Genomic DNA, 20,004 nt, shown 5'->3' on the forward strand with positions numbered 1-20,004 from the left:
ATAATCGGGCGGGCTCGAAGAATGAGCCGGCGACCGTGAAATATGGCCGCGTGCGTGTTGTCAAACCGTCAAAGCTCGACACGCAGGTAATGCGCACCGGGAATCGGGTTGTGGTAGTAGGGGGCGATGCTGGTGAAGCCCAGGTCTTCATACAGCGCACGTGCGGCTTCCATGTCGTCCAGGGTGTCGAGCAGCACGCAGTGGTAACCCGCGGCGCGCGCGGCGTCCAGCGTGGCTTCGACCAGTTGGCGGCCCAGGCCGAAGCCGCGGAAGGCCTTGCGCACGTAGAGGCGCTTCATTTCGCTGGCGTTGGGGTAGTCCACGTCGTCGACCGGGCGCAGCGCGCAGCAGCCTGCGATTTCGCCATCGACCAGGGCCAGCAACAGGCTGCCGCCCGGGGCCGCATAGTCGCCCGGCAAACTCGCGAGTTCCTCGTCGAACGCCTGAAAGCACAGGTCCACCCCGAGCTGGTCGGCATATTCCCGGAAGATGGCGCGCGCGGCATCGATTTCTTCGGGTTCGACGGGCGTGCGCAGCGCGATCGTGGGTGTGTTCAAGGCTGGGATGAAGGCGAAGTCACGGATTCAGTTTAGCGGCTCGACGCGACCCGCACCACCAGGGGTGGCGCTCAGGGTGTTTCAGGGTGTACCCAGGCCCACCAGCCAGGTCACAACCGCCACGCAGACGGCGAACAGGAGCGCCGCGGCGATGCGCGAGACGGCGTCGTCGCGCGAGGACGGCAGATCGTGCGGCAGGTGTTTGTCGCCGTGGATCATCGATGCCACCAGGTTGTGCCGGCGCCAGGCGTAGAACAGGATCGCCGCCGTGTGCAGCGCGACCAGGCCGATCACGATCCACTGGCCCACCTGGGTGTGGTACCAACTGGCTTTCTCCACGGTTTCGCTCGCCACGAAACGGGTCAACGGCCCGGCGGCGGAAATCTCGTCGTCGCTCATCAACCCCGAGGCCACCTGGACCAGCAATGCCGCGAGCAGCGCGAACACCGAAACCGCACCCAGCGGCGTATGGCCCACGGAATGCGCGGGATCACCGCGACCGCGCAGGTAGCGCAGCAGCGTGGCCGGCGAATAGATGAACGCGGAAAACCGCGACCAGCGACCGCCGATCAAGCCCCATACCAGCCGAAACAACAGCAGGCTCAGGACGGTGTAGCCCAGGCGCAGGTGCCAGACCATGGCGTTGCCGCCGACGTAGGCCGTCACCACCAGGGCCACCACGCTCAGGGCCAGGGCCCAGTGAAAAAGACGCGTGGGCAGATCCCATACGCGGACGACGTTTGCCATTGGTGACTCCTGGGCGGCGCTGAGGCCTTTGCGGTGCGGGCAGGCCTGGGGTTTTCCCTGGCGTGCCGCCATGACCGGCAACGGCTTCGGCTTCTGCAGAACTTTCAGCGGAAATTACACTCAGCCGTTCGGCTCATAAAAATCTTAACCCACGAAAGAGTACCTCATGAAAGTTATCGCCTCGTTCGCCCTTGCGGCATCGGTTGTGGTCTGCTCGGCGCCGGCATTTGCCCAGTTCGCCAAGCCTGAAGACGCGATCAAGTACCGCCAGAGCGCCTTGTTCGTGATGAGTCAGAATTTCGGCCGCGTGGGTGCGATGGCCAATGGCCGCGTACCCTTCGATGCCAAGGTGGCCATCGAAAACGCCGAGATCGTGGCCGACCTCGCCCAGCTGCCCTGGGCCGCGTTCGGGCCCGGCACCGACAAGGGCAACACCCGGGCCAAGCCTGAGGTCTGGACCGAACAGGCCAAGTTCAAGGAACACAGCGACAAACTCGTGGCCGACACCGTCAAGCTGGTTGCCGCCGCCAAGACCGGCAACATCGACACGCTGAAGACGGCCTTCGGTTCGACGGCCGCTTCCTGCAAGGCCTGCCACGACGCGTTCCGCGGCCAGTGAGCCTTGCGCACAAAAAAAGCGCCGATGCTATGGATTGAATAGCTATCGGCGCCCGGCCCACCTGCGCAGGTGGGCTTTTTTATTTGTGAAACTCAGGCCTCCTTGAGCAGCTTCTCGATCAGGCGATGCAGGTCGGCGAAGTCGGGTTCGCCGACGAAACTCTTCACGATCTCGCCGCGCTTGTTGACGAGGAAGGTGGTGGGCGTGAGCTGCACGTCGCCCCAGGCCTTGGCCACCGCGCCGGTGTTGTCGATCGCCACCTGGAACGGCAGCTTGCGCGTTTCGGCGTAGTTCACCACGTAGGCCGGCGGGTCGTAGGACATGGCCACGGCCAGCGTGTCGAAGCCCTGCGCATGGTATTTGTCGTAGGTGGCGATGACCTTGGGCATTTCCCCCACGCAGGTCACGCAACTCGTCGCCCAGAAATTCACCAGTGTCACCCGGCCCTTCAGGTCCGCCGTGGTCCTCTGGCTGCCGTCGAGCAGAACATAGGTCGCCTGCGGCGCGGCCGGGCGGTTCGTGCCCAGATAATAGGCACTGGCGCCGGACACCAGCAGGGCTACTGCTGCGGCGGCCGCGATGAATGTTCGTTTCATGGAAGGAGGGTCCTATGGATCGCCGAAATTTTAATGCCGTGTCGGTTTCCGCGCTGGCCAGTTTGCTGTTGGCCACCTACGAGACCGCGCATGCGCTGTCCATCGCCGACCTGACCGACCAGGAGGCATCGATGGGGCTGAAGGCCGCGCTCGAAAAAGGAGCGGCATCGGCCGTCAGCCTGCTGGGCCAACCCGATGGATTCCTCGGCAACGAAAAAGTTCGCATTCCCTTGCCCGGTTACCTCAACGACGCGGCCCGGCTGCTGAAGACCTTGGGCCAGGGCAAGCGCGTCGACGAACTGGTGACCGCCATGAACCGCGCCGCCGAAGCGGCCGTGCCCAAGGCCAAGGGGCTGCTGGTCAATGCCGTGAAGACCATGAACGTGAGCGATGCCAAGAACATCCTCACCGGCGGCGACACGTCCGTCACGCGATTCTTCTCGGAGAAGACGCGCACGCCGTTGTTCGGCGAGTTCCTGCCGGTGGTGACCCAGGCGACGCAGAAGGTCGGACTGGCCGCGCAATACAACCAGGTGGCCGGCAAGGCGGCCAGCCTGGGCCTCGTGAAGAAGGACGACGCCAACATCGAGAACTACGTGACCAACAAGACGCTGGACGGCCTGTTCACGATGATCGGCGAAGAGGAGCGGAAGATCCGCCAGGACCCGGTGAGCGCCGGCAGCGCCATCCTCAAAAAGGTGTTCGGCGCGGTGAAGTAAGCACGCCCCCAGGTCGCGCACTGCGCGTCGCTCCTCGGTGCCTGCGCCAGAGGCGCGACGCTCTTCGGCCTGTCCAAGCCTGCGCAGGCAGGCTCTGAGCCGTAGGCCTCAGCCCCCTCTGCAGGGGGCAGCATCTGGGGCTGGCAAAGCCAGTTCCGCGATGCCCTGGAAGGGATTACCGCACGATCACTTTTTTTTCGAGAGCCCCATCATCAGCGCGCGGGGCAGGTGCGTGCGCAGGTTCTCCACGCTCACACGCGTCACCGAGTCGCTCATCCAGCTCGACATCAGCAGGGTGTTCGCGTCGTGCACGATCTCGATCAGCGGAAAGAACGGGTCGGTCTGGGCCAGTTCGGCCTTCAGCGCCTCCAGTTCGTCGTCGTCCGCTCGGTCGTCGAAGATGATCAGCGGCGGCCGCTCCTTGGCGCAGTGGCGCGCCGCGCGGGCCGAGGTGGTGGCCACGTTGAGCACCAGTCCCATGTTCAGGCAGACGATCTCCACGCTGCGGCGCAGCTTGTCGTCGGCCGTCACCAGCAGGGGGGCGGTGCCGGACTGGGCCGCTTCCGTGTGCTGCCAGGAATCGACGCTGGAGCGGGTTTCGGGGTGATCCAGCGCCTCCGGCGGCGGCGCGCTGCTGCGCTGGAATTCGAGGGTCAGCGTGGTTTCGGTGGCGAACACCGAACGCGTCACCTTCACACCCATGGTGCGCGCGATCTCCATCAGCAGGTACCAGGAGAATTTTTCGAACTCGGGCGGTGTCTCGGCAAACTCACCGGCTTCCGGCAGGGGCCTGGCCGTGAAGCGCAGCGTGCTGAATTCGGGCGAACTCTCCAGATGCAGGGCCACGTCGAGCTGGTGTCCGCGCAGCGACATCCATTCGACCCCCGCGTCGACCAGGCTGATCAACAGGCCCGGATCGAAGATCACCTCGACCGGATGGATCTGCTGCTGCGACACGATGCCCAGCTGTTGCATGCGTGGCATGTGCTCGGCCAGGGCCTGGGTCACCAGGATGTCGAGCCTCAGCTTTTCGAGCGACTGGCGCAGCCGGCCGTTGGCCAGGCGTGCGAGTTGCTGGCTCTGCATGGCGGTCTTGCGCGCGCTGTCGATCATGCTGCCGAGCTGCTGCACTTCGGCGCGCGAAATCTTGCCGGACTGCAGGAAGTTGTGCACCATCTGCTGCATCTGCGACAGCGGCTCGGCCAGCTGCAGGCCGATGACGCCGGCGATGTCGAGCTGGGCGAAACCCGCCTGCGGCGCAATCGGGTTCAACGGCGCCTGGGCCGACGACGAAAAAGAGGGCGAAAAAGTGGTTCCAGAGGGCATTCGAAAAACCTTTGCGGCCATCGCAGCGAGATTGTGCTCCCAAGCCGGAGCAGCGGCACGCTACGCCACGAGACCAACGCGACAGTAAGCGCTCAGTGTATCGGCTGCGCACGACACCTACGACACGCACACGACAGGCGCGGATCGCGCCGAGGTCGGGGTGGCGTGGGAAGTCGCCGCCGCGCCCATAATCCACCGATGCCAGCTTTCTACAAGTCCATTGCGCTCGCCGCAGCGTGCTGCGCGGCGGCATGCCAGCCGGCGCTCAATTGGCGCGAAGTGCGCTCCGACGTGCATCCCTTGGTGGTGTTGCTGCCCTGCAAGCCCGACCACGGTTCGCGCGAGGTCCCGCTCGGCGGCACCCCGGTGATGATGGACATGGCGGGCTGCGAGGCCGCGGGCGCGACCTTCGCGGTGTCGCATGCGCGGCTGGCCGATGCGGCCCAGGTGGGGCCGGTATTGGCCGGCTGGCGGGCCGCGGTGCTGGCCAACATGCGGGCCGCCGATGCGACCGATCAGCCTTTCACCCCGCCTGGTGCGATGACGTTCGCTTCCTCGCTGCGCAGCCGGGCCACCGGGCAGCGGGCCGACGGCGCCCCGGTGGCGGCGCAGGCGGTGTGGTTCGCGCGCATCGGGCCGGGCGGCGTGGACGTTTTCCATGCCGTGGTGTATGCCCAGCGGCAGGATGCCGCGTTGGAGGCGGCAGCCGACACGTTTTTCGCCGGCCTGAAGTTCCCATAGCGTCGAACGGGCCTGGCCGATGTGGCGGCGCCGGACTTTACGTCGGTGCCGTTGCGGCCTCACCCATAATTGCACCCAATGAACAGCATCCTCATCATCGCCCACGCTCCCCTGGCCCATGCGCTGCGGCAGTGTGCATTGCACGTGTTTCCGGACTGCGAGCACGGGGTGGTGGCGCTCGACGTGCAACCCAACGTCTCGCCCGAGGAAACCATCGGCATGGCCCGCGTGGCCATGCAGCAACTCCGCACTTCCCATACCCTGGTGCTGACCGACGTGTTCGGCGCCACGCCCTGCAACGTCGCGCAGAAACTGGTCGATGGGGTGCGCTCGCGGCTCATCACCGGCGTGAACCTGCCGATGCTGCTGCGCACCGTCAGCTATCGCCACGAGTCGCTCGACGCGCTGGTGGCACGCGCCATGGTCGGAGGTACCCAAGGCATCATGCAGGTGGCGATCACCGCACCACAGAACCAGGCCCGAAAGAAGAATGATCCAAACAACCACGACCATCAGCAATAAATTGGGCCTTCACGCCCGCGCGTCGGCCAAGCTCACCAAGCTGGCCGGCAGTTTTCCATGTGAAGTGTGGATCGCCAAGGGCGAACGGCGTGTCAACGCCAAGAGCATCATGGGCGTGATGATGCTGGCCGCCGGCATCGGCTCCAGCGTCACGCTCGACACCGACGGCCCGCGCGAGCAGGAGGCCATGGATGCCTTGCTGGCCCTGATCGCGGACAAGTTCGGCGAAGGCGAATAGCTGTGGCACACCCCCAGTTCGCGCACTGCGTGTCGCTCGCCCCCCCTTGCAGGGGGCAACACCAGCGGCCAGGCCAAGCCCGTTCCGCGGTGTCTCTGGAAGGTGCAGGCAAATGACTTTTTCCATCCATGGATTGCCCGTCGCGCGTGGCATTGCCATCGGGCGGGCGGTGCTCGTGGCTTCGAGCCGCGTGGACGTGGCGCATTACTTCATCGAGCCGAACCGGGTGGCTTCGGAGATCGACCGGGTGCGCGATGGGCGCAACGCCGTGGCCGACGAGATCGTGCGGCTGCAGCAGGACATGCCCAAGGACGCGCCGGCTGAACTCACGGCCCTGCTCGATGTGCACCTGATGCTGCTGGAGGACGAGACGCTGATCTCCGGCGTGAAGCACTGGATCACCGATCGGCTCTACAACGCCGAATGGGCGCTGACCACGCAGCTCGAAATCATCGCGCGCCAGTTCGACGAGATGGAAGACGAATACCTGCGCGAGCGCAAGGCCGACCTCGAGCAGGTGGTCGAACGCATCCTGCGCTACATGCGCGGCGTGGCCTCGCCGGTGGCGCCGCCGCCGACCTCGCGCCGCGGCGGCAGCCATGCGCGCCAGCAGGACCTGCTGCTGGACGACACGGTGGACGTGCCGCTGGTGCTGATCGCTCACGACCTGTCGCCGGCCGACATGCTGCAGTTCAAGCAGAGCGTTTTCGCCGGTTTTGTCACCGACGTGGGCGGCAAGACCTCGCACACGGCCATCGTCGCGCGCAGCCTGGACATCCCGGCCGTGGTCGGCGCGCGCAACGCGAGCCAGCTCGTGCGGCAGGACGACTGGATCATCATCGACGGCGACGCCGGGGTGCTGATCGTCGATCCGTCGGCCATCATCCTGGCCGAATACGGTTTCAAGCAGCGCCAGGGTGAACTCGAACGCGAGCGCCTGACGCGGCTGCGCCATACGCCGGCCATGACCATCGACGGCCAGAAGGTCGAACTGCTGGCCAACATCGAGATGCCGGAGGATGCGGCCGGCGCGGTCAAGGCCGGTGCCGTCGGCGTCGGCCTGTTCCGCAGCGAATTCCTGTTCATGGGCCGCCAGGAGCGGCAACTGCCCGACGAGGAAGAGCAGTACCAGGCTTACCGCCGCGCGGTCGAGGGCATGCAGGGCCTGCCGGTCACGATCCGCACGGTGGATGTCGGTGCCGACAAGCCGCTCGACCGCTCGGCCAAGGAAGACGCCCATCTGAATCCGGCGCTCGGACTGCGCGCCATCCGCTGGAGCCTGGCCGATCCGGCCATGTTCCTGACCCAGCTGCGCGCCATCCTGCGCGCCGCGGTGCACGGCCCGGTGGGCCTGCTGATCCCGATGCTGGCACACGGCAGCGAGATCCGCCAGACCTTGTCGCTGCTCGACTTCGCGCGGGCCGAACTCGACAACCGCGGCGTCGCCCACGGCCCGGTGAAGCTCGGCGCGATGATCGAGATCCCGGCCGCCGCGCTCACGGTCAAGTTTTTCCTGCGGCATTTCGACTTCCTGTCGATCGGCACGAACGACCTGATCCAGTACACGCTGGCCATCGACCGCGCCGACGAATCGGTGGCGCACCTGTACGATCCGCTGCATCCGGCGGTGCTCAGGCTCGTCGCCGACACCATCGCCGAATGCGTGGCGCAGGGCAAGGGCGTGAGCGTCTGCGGCGAAATGGCTGGCGACGTGAGCCTGACCCGGCTGCTGCTGGGGCTGGGCCTGCGCAGTTTCTCGATGCACCCGACGCAGATCCTGGCCGTGAAGCAGGAAGTGTTGCGCGCCGACGCGGGCCGGCTCGCGCCCTGGGCGCAGCGTGTGCTGATGGCCGATGAGCCGGCGCTGGCCATGGCCGAACCCGTGCCACCCGCGCCGGCCTTGCCCGGCGGCGGCGCCGGCCGCGATTCGGGCCCGGCCCCGCTCGGGCCGCGCTGAGGGCTCAGGCGCCCGCGGCGTTGGCCAGGGCGTGTTCGGCCTGCTGGTCGGCGTGGTAGCTGCTGCGCACCATGGCGCCCACGGCGGCGTGGCTGAAGCCCATCTTGTAGGCCTCTTCCTCGAACATCTTGAAGGTGTCCGGGTGCACGTAGCGGCGCACCGGCAGGTGGCTCATGCTGGGCGCGAGGTATTGGCCGATGGTCAGCATGTCGATGTCGTGCGCGCGCATGTCGCGCATGACCTGCAGGATTTCTTCGTCGGTCTCGCCCAGGCCGACCATGATGCCGCTCTTGGTCGGCACGCTGGGGTGCAGCGCCTTGAACTTCTTCAGCAGGTTTAGGCTGAACTGGTAGTCGCTGCCCGGCCGGGCTTCCTTGTACAGGCGTGGCGCGGTTTCCAGGTTGTGGTTCATCACGTCGGGCGGCGCGGCCTTGAGGATTTCGAGCGCGCGGTCGTCGCGGCCGCGGAAGTCGGGCACCAGGATCTCGATCTGCGTCTCGGGCGAGAGCTCGCGGATGTTCTGGATGCATTCGACGAAGTGGCCGCTGCCGCCGTCGCGCAGGTCGTCACGGTCCACGCTGGTGATCACCACGTACTTGAGCTTGAGCTTGGCGATGGTCCTGGCCAAGTTCAGCGGTTCGTCCTTGTCGAGCGGGTCCGGGCGGCCGTGGCCCACGTCGCAGAACGGGCAGCGGCGCGTGCACTTGTCGCCCATGATCATGAAGGTGGCCGTGCCCTTGCCGAAGCATTCGCCGATGTTGGGGCAGCTGGCTTCCTCGCACACCGTGTGCAGGTTGCTCTCGCGCAGGATCTGCTTGATCTCGTAGAAGCGCGTGGTCGGCGAGCCGGCCTTCACGCGGATCCAGTCGGGTTTTTTCAGGGTTTCGGCCTGCACCACCTTGACGGGAATGCGCGACAGCTTGGCGCCGGCCTTTTGCTTGGCCAGCGGGTTGTAGGTTTCGACGGATTGCGCCTCTCTCACGACAGGTGCAGGCACGACTTCTGGATTGCTCATCAGATTACGGTGCGAGGTAGGTGCCGAGCTTTCGTGCCAGCACCTCCGCGACTTCGTCCCAAGTGGTTTGAACCCCGATTGTAGAAAGGTCCACGGTCTGCAGACCCGCGTAGCCGCAAGGGTTGATGCGGGAGAAGGGTTCCAGGTCCATCGCCACGTTCAGGGCCAGGCCGTGGTAGGTGCTGTGCCGGCTGACCTTGATGCCCAGCGCGGCGATCTTGCCCAGGCCGAGAAAAGGGTCGCGTCCCGGCGCCGATGGCGCCAGCCGCTGATGCCCGAACGGGTCGTCCAGCCGCACGTAGATGCCGGGCGCGCCGCCCACGCGGTGGCCGGTCACGCCGAAGTGGGCGAGCGTGCGCAGCAGCGATTCCTCGATACGGAACACGTATTCCTTGACGAAATAGCCGGCGCGTTTCAGGTCGATCAGCGGATAAGCGACCACCTGCCCGGGCCCGTGGTAGGTGACCTGGCCGCCGCGGTTGGTGGCCACGACCGGGATGTCACCGGGCACGAGCAGGTGTTCGTCCTTGCCGGCAAGCCCCTGCGTGAATACCGGAGGATGCTCGCAAATCCATAGCGCATCACGCTCATCGGTTGTGCGTCGGGCCGTGAAATCCTGCATGGCCTGGTAGGTCGGCAGGTAGTCCACCCGGCCGAGGAAGCTTGCATCCATGCGATCGGTTCCTGCCCGCCCTACAAAACCATCTTCGCCATCGGATGGCTGCTGAGGGTGCGGTACAACTCGTCGAGCTGTTCGCGCGAGGTGGCCGTGACGGTGATGGTCACGCCCAGGTACTTGCCGCCCTTGCTCTCGCGCAGTTCGACGGTGCTGGCGTCGAAGCCGGGGTCGAACTGTTTGGCGATGCTGGTCACGGCATGCACGAAGCCATCGACCTTTTCGCCCATCACCTTGATGGGGAAAGGCGACGGGTATTCGATCAGCGAATCCTTGCGTGGGTCGACGGCGTCGCCAGCGGGCAGATCTTTGTCGGAAGAGGTCATTCGGGGCTCCGTTCTTATTCCGCCGTGCGCCGGATGGCGTCCTGGTAAGCGGCGTACAGCTTGTGGTAGATCGGGCCGGGTTGGCCTTTTCCAATGCCCTTGCCCACGGGTACGCCGTCCAGCGTGGCAATCGGCAGGACTTCCTTGGTGGCGCTGGAGAGCAGCAGCTCGTCGGCGGCCAGCACCTCCTCGCGGCTGACGCGGCGCAGGCTGAACGGAATGCCGGTGGCACGGCACAGCTCCTCGATCAGGCCGAAACGGATGCCTTCGAGCACCAGGTTGTCCTTGGGCACGCCGATGACCGCGCCGTCCTTCACGAGCCAGACGTTGCTCGACGCCGCTTCGCTGAGGAAGCCGTTGCGGAACATCACCGTTTCCACGGCGCCCGCGTCGAAGCTGATCTGCCGCGAGAACACCGCACCCAGCAGGCTGGTGGCCTTGATGTGCGCCTTCTCCCAGCGGAAATCGTCGGCGCTGACGCAGGCCACGCCCTTGGCGCGTTGGGCTTCGGTGGGAATCTTCACCGTGTTGGCCATCACGAACACGGTGGGCGCGATGTTGTCGGGCATTACATGGTCGCGCATGGCCACGCCGCGGGTGATCTGGATGTAGACCAACTGGTGGAGGCTGGCGACGTCGGCACCGATGGCCTCGGCCTGGGCCTGGATCAGCCTGCGGGCGATCGCCTCCCATGCGTCGCGACCCATCGGGTTGGCGATGCGCATTTCCTTCAGGCTGCGTTCGAGCCGCGCCATGTGGTCGGCAAAACGGAACAGGCGGCCGCCGTAGACCGGCACGACTTCGTAGAGGCCGTCGCCGAAGATGAAGCCGCGGTCCATCACGCTGATCTTGGCTTCGTTGAGCGGCGTGTAGGCGCCGTTGAGGTAGCAGGGGAAATTGGGAAGCACGGTGGGGAGGGGGGACATGGTCATGGCGCGATTATCCGGATCGTGGCTTCACGGTGCAGGCCTGCGGTCGAATCGTCGCGTTTCGCCGATGGCGAGGACGAAGAAGTCGCTCTCGGGCAGTCGCGCGGCCTGGCGCGCCCGCGCGAGGTCGGCCGGCGGCCGGTCCAGGGCTTCGTCCGTGAGGTTGAATGTGCCCCAGTGCACGCCCATGCTGCGCTTGGCGCCGAGGTCGCGATGGACCTGCACGGCCTGCGCCGGGTTCACGTGCTGGCCCTGCATGAACCAGGTCGGCTCATAGGCGCCCACCGCGATGAGGGCGAGGTCGAAGCCGCCGCCCTGCGCCTGCCGCGCCTGGAAGCGGGCGCGCGTGTCGCTGAAATCCTTGCTGTAGCCCGAGTCACCGCTGAAGTACCAGTGGAAGTCCGGCGCGAAGACCGCCCAGCCGCCCCACAGGGTCTGCAGGCGGTCGCCGATGCCTCGTGCCGACCAATGCTGCACCGGCGTGAGGTTGAACGACACGCCGCGCACCTCGCGCGACTGCCACCAGTCGAGCTCCTCGACGTTGGTGATGTCCAGGTCGGCGAACCAGGCCTTCAGGCCGAGCGGCACCAGGAACAGCGTGTGGCCCGCGGCGCGGGCATTCAGCGCCTGCACGCTGGCCGCGTCCAGGTGGTCGTAGTGGTTGTGCGAAATCAGCACCACATCGATGGCCGGCAGATCGGCCAGCGCCACGCCCGGCGGCTGCGTGCGTTGTGGCCCCATCCACTGCACGGGCGAAGCCCTTTCGCTGAACATCGGATCGGTGAGCACATTCAGGCCGCCGGCCTGCACCAGCGCGGTGGCATGGCCGATCCAGGTCGCGGCCGGCTGCATTGCCTGGCCCGCGACGGCGTTGGCGCGGATGCCGGCGAGATCGGCCGCGACCACCGGTGTCGGCTGCTTCGGTGCGGGCGGCAGATCCATGCGCCACGCATTCCAGCGCCAACGCACCAGGTCGCGCGCGCTGCCCGGCACGCTGTCGGTATGGTTGTTGCGGAAGCCCTCCGCCGTGCGATGAGCGAACCCGGCGTCGGCGTAGGGATTGGCGCCCTGGCAGGCCGTGAGCACCGCCGCCAGGATCGAGGTGCCGAAGCGTCTGCGCAACCCCATGGCGGCTCAGCGCAGCAGCAGGACGGCCGCCACGGCGATCCAGCCGAGGATGCAGTTGCCCAGCACCCAGGGGTGCATGCGCGCGAGTTGCTGCCCCGCCGCTGGCCAGTCGGCCCGGGCTGAGGCCGCCTTGAGCCTGCGAAAAGGGCCGAAAAACAGATGGCCGAAGATCGCCATCATGAGCAAGCCCAGGCCGAGCATCAGATGCCAGCCGATCGGGGCGGCCTTCATGCCGACGGCGGCGATCGCGAACAAGCCGGTTACCAAAATCACCACGATGCAGGCCCATACCAGCATGAAGAAGCGCACCATCACCCCGGTCAGCAACGGAATGCGCAGCGGTGGCGCCAGCTGCGCGAGCGCCACCGGGCGCAGCGCCCATAGCATGAAAGTCATGCCGCCCAGCCAGACGATGGCTGCCGCAAGATGCAGCAGCTTTGAGAAAATATCCATGAAAGCCCTCGGTTTGTCTGTGCATTGTGACCTGTGGCACTTGACAGTGCGGCGTCACGCCTTTGCCACGTTGCTGTCACTTTGTGTGGACCGAGGGGGGTTTCTACGTATAATCAGGGGCTTTGCTGAATTGGTCAGGCTGTAACCTGGTTGTAATTTCACAGGGTGACAATGCAAGCGGACATGAAGGCGGAAGCTGAAGCTAGGGGCGAGGATCTCGAATTCAAGCCTGAATTCAAGCCCTTGAGCGCGGAAGAGGCGCAAGCCTGGCGGCAGCGGAACCCAGCCTCTCTGTCGGTGGTGTCGCTCTGGCGGGTGCCGTTCTGGCAGGCGGTGGTGGGGGGTGTCGTGGCGCTGGCCGCGTGGCTCTTCACCGGCAGGCCGTCCGTTGGATGGTCTGCAGGTTATGGTGCGTTGGCGGTGGTCGTGCCTGCGGCGTTGTTCGCGCGCGGCGTGTCCAGCAGTTTCATGCGACTTTTGCCCGGTGGTGCGATGCTGGGCTTTTTTGTGTGGGAGCTGGTCAAGATCGCCCTGACGGTTGCGATGTTATTCGCGGCGCCCCGGTTGGTCGAGGCGCTGAGTTGGTTGGCCTTGCTGGCTGGCTTTGTGGTGACGATAAAAGTGTATTGGCTGGCTTTGGTGCTGCATTCGCGGCGCCGGGTTCCAGTCAAGCCGAATTAAGGGACTGTTTTTATATGGCGACTGAGCACGTTGGTACGGAAGGCCCCAAGGCCGGCGACTACATCGTTCACCATTTGCAGCATCTGCAGCGTGACTTCTCCTTCGAGAGCGTCAAGCAAGCCAAGATCGTCGATTTCAGTCTTTTCAACCTCGACTCGCTGATCTATTCGGTGATTCTCGGCGTGGTCGGTTGTTTCTTTCTCTGGCGCGCCGCCCGCAAGGCCACGCCGGGTGTGCCCGGCCGGTTCCAGGCTGCGGTCGAAATCCTTTCCGAAATGGTCGAAAGCCAGGCCAAGGGTGTGATCCACAACGCCAAGAGCCGCAAGCTCGTGGCCCCGTTGGCATTGACCGTGTTCGTCTGGATTTTCCTGATGAACGCCATGGACATGCTGCCGGTCGACCTGCTGCCCAGCCTCTGGACCGCGATCTACGGTGCCGCTGGCCATGATCCGCACCATGCCTACCTGCGTGTCGTGCCGACGGCCGATCTGTCCACCACCCTCGGCCTGTCGGTCAGCGTGCTGTTCGTCTGCCTGGTCTACAACGTCAAGATGAAGGGTGTGGGCGGCTGGGCCCACGAACTCGTCGCAGCGCCCTTCGGCGATCACTGGTTTCTGTATCCGATCAACTTCCTCATGCAGATGATCGAATACCTGGCAAAGACGATTTCGCACGGCATGCGGCTGTTTGGCAACATGTTCGCCGGCGAACTGGTATTCATGCTGATCGCCCTGATGGGTGGCGTGTGGGCCTGGCAATTCAATCCGCTCGAAGGCGGGTTCTGGCTGGGTATTGGGCATGTCATCGCCGGAGCCGTGTGGAGCATCTTCCACATTCTGGTGATTACCTTGCAAGCCTTCATCTTCATGATGTTGACGTTGATTTACGTGGGACAGGCCCACGACGCGCACTAGGTTCGTTCTTAGCTTTTCTTTTTCTTTTTACCTGTACTTTTTAGGAGCAATCATGGAAAACATTCTCGGTCTCGTCGCTCTGGCTTGTGGTTTGATCGTCGGTCTCGGCGCAATGGGCGCCTCCATCGGCATCGCCTTGATGGGCGGCAAGTTCCTTGAATCGTCGGCACGTCAACCTGAGCTGATGAACGAACTGCAAACCAAGATGTTCATCTTGGCTGGTCTGATCGATGCGGCCTTCCTGATCGGCGTCGCTATCGCGCTGCTGTTCGCCTTCGCCAAGCCTTTTGCGATCTGATTTCGGGCGACCTTTCACGACCGAAAGGAATTAAGCCGTGAACATTAATTCAACCCTGTTCCTGCAGGCCGTTGTCTTTGCGATTCTGGTGTGGTTCACGATGAAATACGTGTGGCCGCCGATCACGAAGGCGCTGGACGAGCGGGCGCAGAAAATCTCTGACGGTCTCGCAGCCGCCGACAAGGCCAAGTCCGAACTCACCAGCGCCAACAAGCGCGTGGAAGAGGAACTGGCCAAGACGCGCACCGAGACCGCGACCCGGTTGGCAGACGCCGAACGCCGTGGTCAGGCCATCATCGAAGAGGCCAAGGCTCGCGCCACGGAAGAAGCCAACAAGATTGTGGCTGCCGCCCGTGTCGAAGCAGAACAGCAGACCGTCAAGGCGCGTGAAACCTTGCGCGAGCAGGTCGCCACGCTGGCCGTGAAGGGCGCCGAGCAGATTCTCCGCAAGGAAGTCAATGCCGGTGTGCACGCTGACCTGTTGAGCCGTCTGAAAACCGAACTCTAGGCTGTAAAGAACGACCATGGCTGAATTAGCAACCATTGCCCGCCCTTACGCAGAAGCCTTGTTCAAGGCCTCTGCGAGCGATGCGGCTGGCGCGTCCGTCTGGCTCGACGAGTTGGCGGCCATCGCCGCCAATCCGCAGCTCCAGCAATTCGCGGGCAACCCGAATGCTGGTGTCGACCAGGTGTTCGACGTGATCGCGGGCGTCGCCAAGACGGCATTGCCCGACGCGGCGAAAAACTTCCTGCGCGCGGTCATCGAAAACGGGCGCCTGAGTGCCCTGCCGGAAATCGCGAACCAGTTCCGTACGTTGAAAAACGCATTGGGTGGCTCGTCGGATGCGACGGTGTTCAGCGCGTTTCCCATGGACGCGGCCGCGTTGGCGGATGTGTCCTCGGTGCTGGAGAAGCGGTTCGGTCGCAAACTCAACCTCTCGGTTGCGCTGCAGCCTGAGCTGATTGGCGGGATCCGTGTCGTGGTGGGTGACGAGGTTCTGGACACCTCGGTCAAAGCCCGCCTGGAACAAATGAAACTGGCCTTGACCGCTTAACAGCGGCGAGCCTCTCGTTTTCGGCCAGAGCCTGTGGCTCCGGTTGTTTGCTAAACCAAAGAAAGAAGGAAAGAGTCATGCAACTCAATCCCGCAGAAATTTCTGAGCTGATCAAGAGCCGCATCGAAGGCCTGACGGCCAGCGCCGACATTCGCAACCAGGGCACCGTGGTGTCCGTGACCGACGGCATCGTGCGCATCCATGGCCTGAGCGACGTGATGCAGGGCGAAATGCTGGAATTCCCAGCCACCGCCGACGGCACCCCCACCTTCGGCCTGGCCCTGAACCTCGAGCGCGACTCCGTCGGCTCGGTGATTCTGGGCGAATACGAACACATCTCCGAAGGCGACACCGTCAAGTGCACGGGCCGCATTCTGGAAGTGCCGGTCGGCCCCGAGCTGATCGGCCGCGTGGTGAACGCACTGGGCCAGCCAATCGACGGCAAGGGTCCGATCAACGCCAAGATGACCGACGTGATCGAAAAGGTTGCACCGGGCGTGATCGCCCGTAAATCGGTCGACCAGCCGATGCAGACCGGCCTGAAGTCCATCGACTCGATGGTGCCCGTCGGCCGTGGCCAGCGCGAGCTGATCATCGGCGACCGCCAGACCGGCAAGACGGCCGTGGCCATCGACGCGATCATCAACCAGAAGGGTCAGAACATGACCTGCGTCTACGTTGCGATCGGCCAGAAGGCTTCCTCGATCAAGAACGTGGTGCGCGCCCTGGAACAGGCCGGCGCGATGGACTACACCATCGTCGTGGCCGCTTCGGCTTCCGAATCCGCCGCCATGCAATACGTGTCGGCCTATTCGGGCTGCACCATGGGCGAATACTTCCGCGACCGCGGCGAAGACGCGCTGATCGTGTATGACGACCTGTCCAAGCAGGCCGTGGCCTACCGCCAGGTCTCGCTGCTGCTGCGCCGTCCGCCAGGCCGTGAAGCCTACCCCGGCGACGTGTTCTACCTGCACAGCCGTCTGCTCGAGCGCGCCGCGCGCGTGAACGCCGACTACGTCGAAGCCTTCACCAAGGGCGCTGTCAAGGGCAAGACCGGTTCGCTGACAGCGCTGCCGATCATCGAAACGCAGGCCGGCGACGTGTCCGCTTTCGTGCCGACCAACGTGATTTCGATCACCGACGGCCAGATCTTCCTGGAAACCTCGCTGTTCAACGCCGGCATCCGCCCTGCTATCAATGCCGGTATTTCCGTGTCGCGCGTCGGCTCCTCGGCCCAGACCAAGATCATCAAGGGCCAGTCTGGCGGTATCCGTACCGACCTGGCGCAGTACCGTGAACTGGCTGCGTTCGCGCAGTTCGCTTCCGACCTCGACGAATCCACCCGCAAGCAACTCGACCGCGGCGCCCGCGTCACCGAGCTGCTGAAGCAGGCACAGTACAGCCCGCTGCCCATCAGCCTGATGGGCGCCACGCTGTTCGCGGTCAACAAGGGCTTCATGGACGATGTGGAAGTCAAGAAGATCCTGGCTTTCGAACACGGCCTGCACGCCTACCTGAAGGACAAGCACGCTGCGCTGCTGGCCAAGCTGGAAGCCAGCAAGGCGCTGGACAAGGACGCCGAGGCCGAATTGACGACCGCTGTCGGCGCGTTCAAGAAGACCTTTGCTTAATTTCCACCTGATTAAAAGGAGCCTCTGATGGCATCAGGCAAGGAACTTCGGACCAAGATCAAATCGGTGGAAAACACCAAGAAGATCACCAAGGCGATGGAGATGATTTCCGTCTCCAAGATGCGCAAGGCGCAGGAGCGCATGCGCGCCGCGCGGCCTTACAGCGAGAAGATCCGCAACATCGCCACCAACCTCGGACAAGCCAATCCGGAGTACGTGCACACCTTCATGAAGACCAACGACGGCAAGTCGGTGGGCTTCATCGTGGTGACCACGGACAAGGGTTTGTGCGGCGGCCTGAACACCAACCTGCTGCGCGCGGTGACGGCGCAGCTGCGCGAAGTGCAGTCCTCGGGCAAGACGCCTCGGGCGGTGGCCATCGGCGGCAAGGGCCTGGGTTTTCTGAACCGGGTCGGCGCCACGGTCGTCTCGCATGTGACGCACCTGGGCGACAAGCCGCACCTGGACAAGCTGATCGGCCCCGTGAAGGTGCTGCTCGACGCGTTCACGGCCGGCGAGGTCAGCGCGGTCTATCTCTGCTACAACAAGTTCGTCAGCACCATGAGCCAGGTGCCGGTGGTGGACCAGTTGTTGCCCCTGTCGGCGGCCAAGATGGAAGAAGAATCCAAGGCCAGCGGCACGCACCATGCCTGGGACTACATCTACGAACCCGACGCACAGTCCGTGATCGACGAGTTGCTCGTGCGTTACGCCGAAGCCCTGGTCTACCAGGCGGTGGCCGAGAACATGGCGTCCGAACACGCGGCGCGCATGGTGGCGATGAAGGCTGCAACCGACAACGCCGGCAACGTGATCGGCGAACTCAAGCTGATCTACAACAAGACGCGGCAGGCGGCGATCACGAAAGAATTGTCGGAAATCGTGTCCGGCGCGGCGGCGATCAGCGGCTGAGGCCGCGTCCCAGCCCAAGCACACGTCCGATCAGCAAATTCAAATTTATTGGAGCGAGAAAAAATGGCTCAAGATAACCCCCAAGTGAACGCCCCCGTTCAGGGAAAAATTGTTCAGTGTATTGGCGCGGTGGTCGACGTGGAATTCCCACGCAACCAGATGCCCAAGGTGTACGACGCCCTGAAGATGGAGGGCTCGGCCCTGACGCTGGAAGTGCAGCAGCAGCTCGGCGACGGCATCGTGCGCACCATTGCGCTCGGCTCGTCCGACGGCCTGCGCCGCGGCCTGCTGGTGTCCAACACCGGCCTGCCGATCACCGTGCCCGTGGGCAAGGCCACGCTGGGCCGCATCATGGACGTGCTGGGTTCGCCGATCGACGAACGCGGCCCCGTGAGCCAGGAACTCACCGCTTCCATCCACCGCAAGGCACCCGCCTATGACGAGCTCAGCCCGTCGCAGGAACTGCTGGAAACCGGCATCAAGGTGATCGACCTGGTTTGCCCGTTCGCCAAGGGCGGCAAGGTCGGCCTGTTCGGCGGTGCCGGCGTGGGCAAGACCGTGAACATGATGGAGCTGATCAACAACATCGCCAAGGCCCACAGCGGTCTGTCGGTGTTCGCCGGTGTGGGTGAGCGTACCCGCGAAGGCAACGACTTCTACCATGAAATGGCCGATTCCGGCGTGGTGAACCTGGAGAACCTCGTCGAGTCGAAGGTGGCCATGGTCTACGGCCAGATGAACGAGCCACCAGGCAACCGTCTGCGCGTGGCGCTGACCGGCCTGACCATCGCCGAATCGTTCCGCGACGAAGGCAAGGACGTGTTGTTCTTCGTGGACAACATCTACCGCTACACGCTGGCCGGTACCGAAGTGTCCGCACTGCTGGGCCGCATGCCTTCCGCCGTGGGCTACCAGCCGACGCTGGCCGAAGAAATGGGCCGCCTGCAAGAGCGCATCACCTCCACCAAGGTCGGCTCGATCACCTCCATCCAGGCCGTCTACGTGCCAGCGGATGACTTGACCGACCCGTCGCCTGCCACCACTTTCGCCCACTTGGATTCCACCGTGGTGCTGTCGCGTGACATCGCCTCGCTGGGTATCTATCCCGCGGTCGATCCGCTCGACTCCACCAGCCGCCAGCTCGACCCGCTGGTCGTCGGCCAGGACCACTACGAAACCGCCCGTGCCGTGCAAGGCACGCTGCAACGCTACCGTGAACTGCGCGACATCATCGCGATCATGGGCATGGACGATCTGGCCCCTGAAGACAAGCTGGCCGTGGCCCGTGCGCGCAAGATCCAGCGTTTCCTGAGCCAGCCTTTCCACGTGGCCGAAGTGTTCACCGGTTCGCCCGGCAAGTACGTGCCCTTGTCCGAAACCATCCGTGGTTTCAAGATGATCGTGGCCGGCGAATGCGACCACCTGCCCGAGCAGGCGTTCTACATGGTTGGCGGCATCGACGAGGCTTTCGAGAAGGCCAAGAAGGTTTAAGCCTCATGGACTCCACACACACCATTCACGTCGATGTGGTCAGTGCCGAGGCGTCCATCTTCTCGGGCGAAGCCAAGTTCGTGGCCTTGCCCGGCGAGGCCGGCGAACTCGGTATCTACCCGCGCCACACACCGCTGATCACGCGCATCAAGCCCGGCTCGGTGCGTATCGAACTGGTTGACGGCACGGAAGAGTTCGTCTTCGTGGCCGGTGGCATCCTGGAAGTGCAGCCCAACACCGTGACCGTGTTGTCTGACACCGCCATCCGCGGCAAGGACCTCGACGACGAAAAGGCCAATGCCGCCAAGGCAGCGGCCGAAGATGCCGTCAAGAACGCCAAGAGCGAACTCGACCTCGGCAAGGCCCAGTCCGAACTGGCCGTCATGGCCGCCCAACTGGCCGCGTTGCGCCGCTACCGCCAGAAGAAGTAAGTTTTTCTGCTTCCATCAAAAAACCGCCCTCGGGCGGTTTTT

The 20,004-nt window shown here is 64.4% G+C and carries 25 protein-coding genes; 15 read left to right on the plus strand and 10 right to left on the minus strand.

Annotated features, from left to right (window positions below; translation table 11 throughout):
* Nucleotides 1-68: 68 nt before the first annotated feature.
* Entirely contained in the window at nt 69-557 is a 489-nt protein-coding gene (locus RD110_RS02620; RefSeq protein ID WP_076196415.1) for a GNAT family N-acetyltransferase, read from the minus strand.
* 81 nt (nt 558-638) lie between these two features.
* A complete protein-coding gene (locus RD110_RS02625) occupies nt 639-1,304 on the minus strand; it encodes a cytochrome b/b6 domain-containing protein (protein ID WP_076204283.1) in 666 nt (221 codons plus the stop codon).
* Between the two features lie 166 nt (nt 1,305-1,470).
* Between RD110_RS02625 and RD110_RS02630 the strand changes: the two genes are divergently transcribed.
* Entirely contained in the window at nt 1,471-1,923 is a 453-nt protein-coding gene (locus RD110_RS02630) for a c-type cytochrome (RefSeq protein WP_076196417.1), read from the plus strand.
* A gap of 92 nt (nt 1,924-2,015) precedes the next feature.
* Here RD110_RS02630 and RD110_RS02635 read toward each other — a convergent pair whose 3' ends face one another.
* On the minus strand, nt 2,016-2,519 hold the full coding sequence (locus tag RD110_RS02635) for a TlpA family protein disulfide reductase (protein ID WP_076196419.1): 504 nt from the start codon (nt 2,517-2,519) through the stop codon (nt 2,016-2,018).
* A gap of 14 nt (nt 2,520-2,533) precedes the next feature.
* Between RD110_RS02635 and RD110_RS02640 the strand changes: the two genes are divergently transcribed.
* Nucleotides 2,534-3,238, plus strand: coding sequence for a DUF4197 domain-containing protein (locus RD110_RS02640; RefSeq protein ID WP_076196421.1), 705 nt, complete (start codon nt 2,534-2,536; stop codon nt 3,236-3,238).
* Between the two features lie 186 nt (nt 3,239-3,424).
* On the opposite strand, the gene RD110_RS02645 is transcribed toward RD110_RS02640, so the two are convergent.
* On the minus strand, nt 3,425-4,564 hold the full coding sequence (locus RD110_RS02645; RefSeq protein ID WP_157900038.1) for a hypothetical protein: 1,140 nt from the start codon (nt 4,562-4,564) through the stop codon (nt 3,425-3,427).
* Between the two features lie 198 nt (nt 4,565-4,762).
* On the opposite strand from RD110_RS02645, the gene RD110_RS02650 reads away from it, so the two are divergent.
* The 4 genes from RD110_RS02650 (at nt 4,763) to ptsP (ending at nt 8,022) form a co-directional block, all read left to right on the plus strand.
* Entirely contained in the window at nt 4,763-5,305 is a 543-nt protein-coding gene (locus RD110_RS02650; protein WP_076196425.1) for a hypothetical protein, read from the plus strand.
* A gap of 78 nt (nt 5,306-5,383) precedes the next feature.
* Nucleotides 5,384-5,827 carry a PTS sugar transporter subunit IIA gene (locus RD110_RS02655; protein WP_076196427.1) on the plus strand — a complete coding sequence of 148 codons (444 nt, stop codon included), beginning with the start codon at nt 5,384-5,386 and terminating at the stop codon, nt 5,825-5,827.
* Nucleotides 5,796-6,065, plus strand: a complete 270-nt coding sequence (locus RD110_RS02660) for an HPr family phosphocarrier protein (RefSeq protein ID WP_076196429.1) — start codon at nt 5,796-5,798, stop codon at nt 6,063-6,065. Before RD110_RS02655 ends, RD110_RS02660 begins: the two co-directional genes overlap by 32 nt.
* Before the next feature lie 112 nt (nt 6,066-6,177).
* On the plus strand, nt 6,178-8,022 hold the full coding sequence (gene ptsP / locus RD110_RS02665) for a phosphoenolpyruvate--protein phosphotransferase (protein ID WP_076196431.1): 1,845 nt from the start codon (nt 6,178-6,180) through the stop codon (nt 8,020-8,022).
* A gap of 4 nt (nt 8,023-8,026) precedes the next feature.
* On the opposite strand, the gene lipA is transcribed toward ptsP, so the two are convergent.
* From lipA to RD110_RS02695, 6 genes are read right to left on the minus strand one after another with little or no spacing between them, the layout of a single operon-like run.
* The gene (gene lipA / locus RD110_RS02670; protein ID WP_076196433.1) at nt 8,027-9,037 is read right to left on the minus strand and encodes a lipoyl synthase; all 1,011 of its coding nucleotides are present in this window, start codon (nt 9,035-9,037) and stop codon (nt 8,027-8,029) included.
* A gap of 4 nt (nt 9,038-9,041) precedes the next feature.
* Nucleotides 9,042-9,710 (minus strand): lipoyl(octanoyl) transferase LipB, encoded by a 669-nt coding sequence (gene lipB, locus RD110_RS02675; protein ID WP_076196435.1) that lies wholly within the window; start codon nt 9,708-9,710, stop codon nt 9,042-9,044.
* Between the two features lie 20 nt (nt 9,711-9,730).
* Nucleotides 9,731-10,039, minus strand: a complete 309-nt coding sequence (locus tag RD110_RS02680; protein ID WP_076196437.1) for a YbeD family protein — start codon at nt 10,037-10,039, stop codon at nt 9,731-9,733.
* Between the two features lie 14 nt (nt 10,040-10,053).
* Entirely contained in the window at nt 10,054-10,965 is a 912-nt protein-coding gene (locus tag RD110_RS02685) for an aminotransferase class IV (protein ID WP_076204286.1), read from the minus strand.
* 30 nt (nt 10,966-10,995) lie between these two features.
* Complete coding sequence (locus RD110_RS02690; RefSeq protein WP_076196439.1) at nt 10,996-12,096, minus strand: MBL fold metallo-hydrolase; 1,101 nt, start codon at nt 12,094-12,096, stop codon at nt 10,996-10,998.
* Between the two features lie 6 nt (nt 12,097-12,102).
* Nucleotides 12,103-12,549 (minus strand): CopD family protein, encoded by a 447-nt coding sequence (locus RD110_RS02695; protein ID WP_076196441.1) that lies wholly within the window; start codon nt 12,547-12,549, stop codon nt 12,103-12,105.
* Nucleotides 12,550-12,720: 171 nt separating this feature from the next.
* Between RD110_RS02695 and RD110_RS02700 the strand changes: the two genes are divergently transcribed.
* From RD110_RS02700 to RD110_RS02740, 9 genes are all read left to right on the plus strand, one after another.
* Complete coding sequence (locus tag RD110_RS02700; protein ID WP_394329435.1) at nt 12,721-13,230, plus strand: ATP synthase subunit I; 510 nt, start codon at nt 12,721-12,723, stop codon at nt 13,228-13,230.
* Between the two features lie 14 nt (nt 13,231-13,244).
* Nucleotides 13,245-14,144: a F0F1 ATP synthase subunit A gene (gene atpB, locus RD110_RS02705; protein WP_076196443.1), complete on the plus strand. Its 900-nt coding sequence runs from the start codon at nt 13,245-13,247 to the stop codon at nt 14,142-14,144.
* 52 nt (nt 14,145-14,196) lie between these two features.
* Entirely contained in the window at nt 14,197-14,442 is a 246-nt protein-coding gene (gene atpE, locus RD110_RS02710; RefSeq protein WP_076196444.1) for a F0F1 ATP synthase subunit C, read from the plus strand.
* A gap of 37 nt (nt 14,443-14,479) precedes the next feature.
* Nucleotides 14,480-14,950: a F0F1 ATP synthase subunit B gene (locus tag RD110_RS02715; RefSeq protein WP_076196446.1), complete on the plus strand. Its 471-nt coding sequence runs from the start codon at nt 14,480-14,482 to the stop codon at nt 14,948-14,950.
* 16 nt (nt 14,951-14,966) lie between these two features.
* Nucleotides 14,967-15,497 (plus strand): F0F1 ATP synthase subunit delta, encoded by a 531-nt coding sequence (locus RD110_RS02720; protein ID WP_076196448.1) that lies wholly within the window; start codon nt 14,967-14,969, stop codon nt 15,495-15,497.
* Nucleotides 15,498-15,574: 77 nt separating this feature from the next.
* The gene (atpA, locus tag RD110_RS02725; protein WP_076196450.1) at nt 15,575-17,128 is read left to right on the plus strand and encodes a F0F1 ATP synthase subunit alpha; all 1,554 of its coding nucleotides are present in this window, start codon (nt 15,575-15,577) and stop codon (nt 17,126-17,128) included.
* A gap of 27 nt (nt 17,129-17,155) precedes the next feature.
* The gene (gene atpG / locus RD110_RS02730) at nt 17,156-18,040 is read left to right on the plus strand and encodes a F0F1 ATP synthase subunit gamma (protein ID WP_076196452.1); all 885 of its coding nucleotides are present in this window, start codon (nt 17,156-17,158) and stop codon (nt 18,038-18,040) included.
* 63 nt (nt 18,041-18,103) lie between these two features.
* A complete protein-coding gene (atpD, locus tag RD110_RS02735; protein WP_076196454.1) occupies nt 18,104-19,531 on the plus strand; it encodes a F0F1 ATP synthase subunit beta in 1,428 nt (475 codons plus the stop codon).
* A 5-nt stretch (nt 19,532-19,536) separates the two neighbouring features.
* Nucleotides 19,537-19,962 (plus strand): F0F1 ATP synthase subunit epsilon, encoded by a 426-nt coding sequence (locus RD110_RS02740; protein WP_076196456.1) that lies wholly within the window; start codon nt 19,537-19,539, stop codon nt 19,960-19,962.
* Nucleotides 19,963-20,004: the final 42 nt, after the last annotated feature.

The sequence above is a fragment of the Rhodoferax koreense genome (genome assembly GCF_001955695.1).
In the GTDB taxonomy this organism is placed as follows: Bacteria; Pseudomonadota; Gammaproteobacteria; order Burkholderiales; family Burkholderiaceae_C; genus Rhodoferax_B; species Rhodoferax_B koreensis.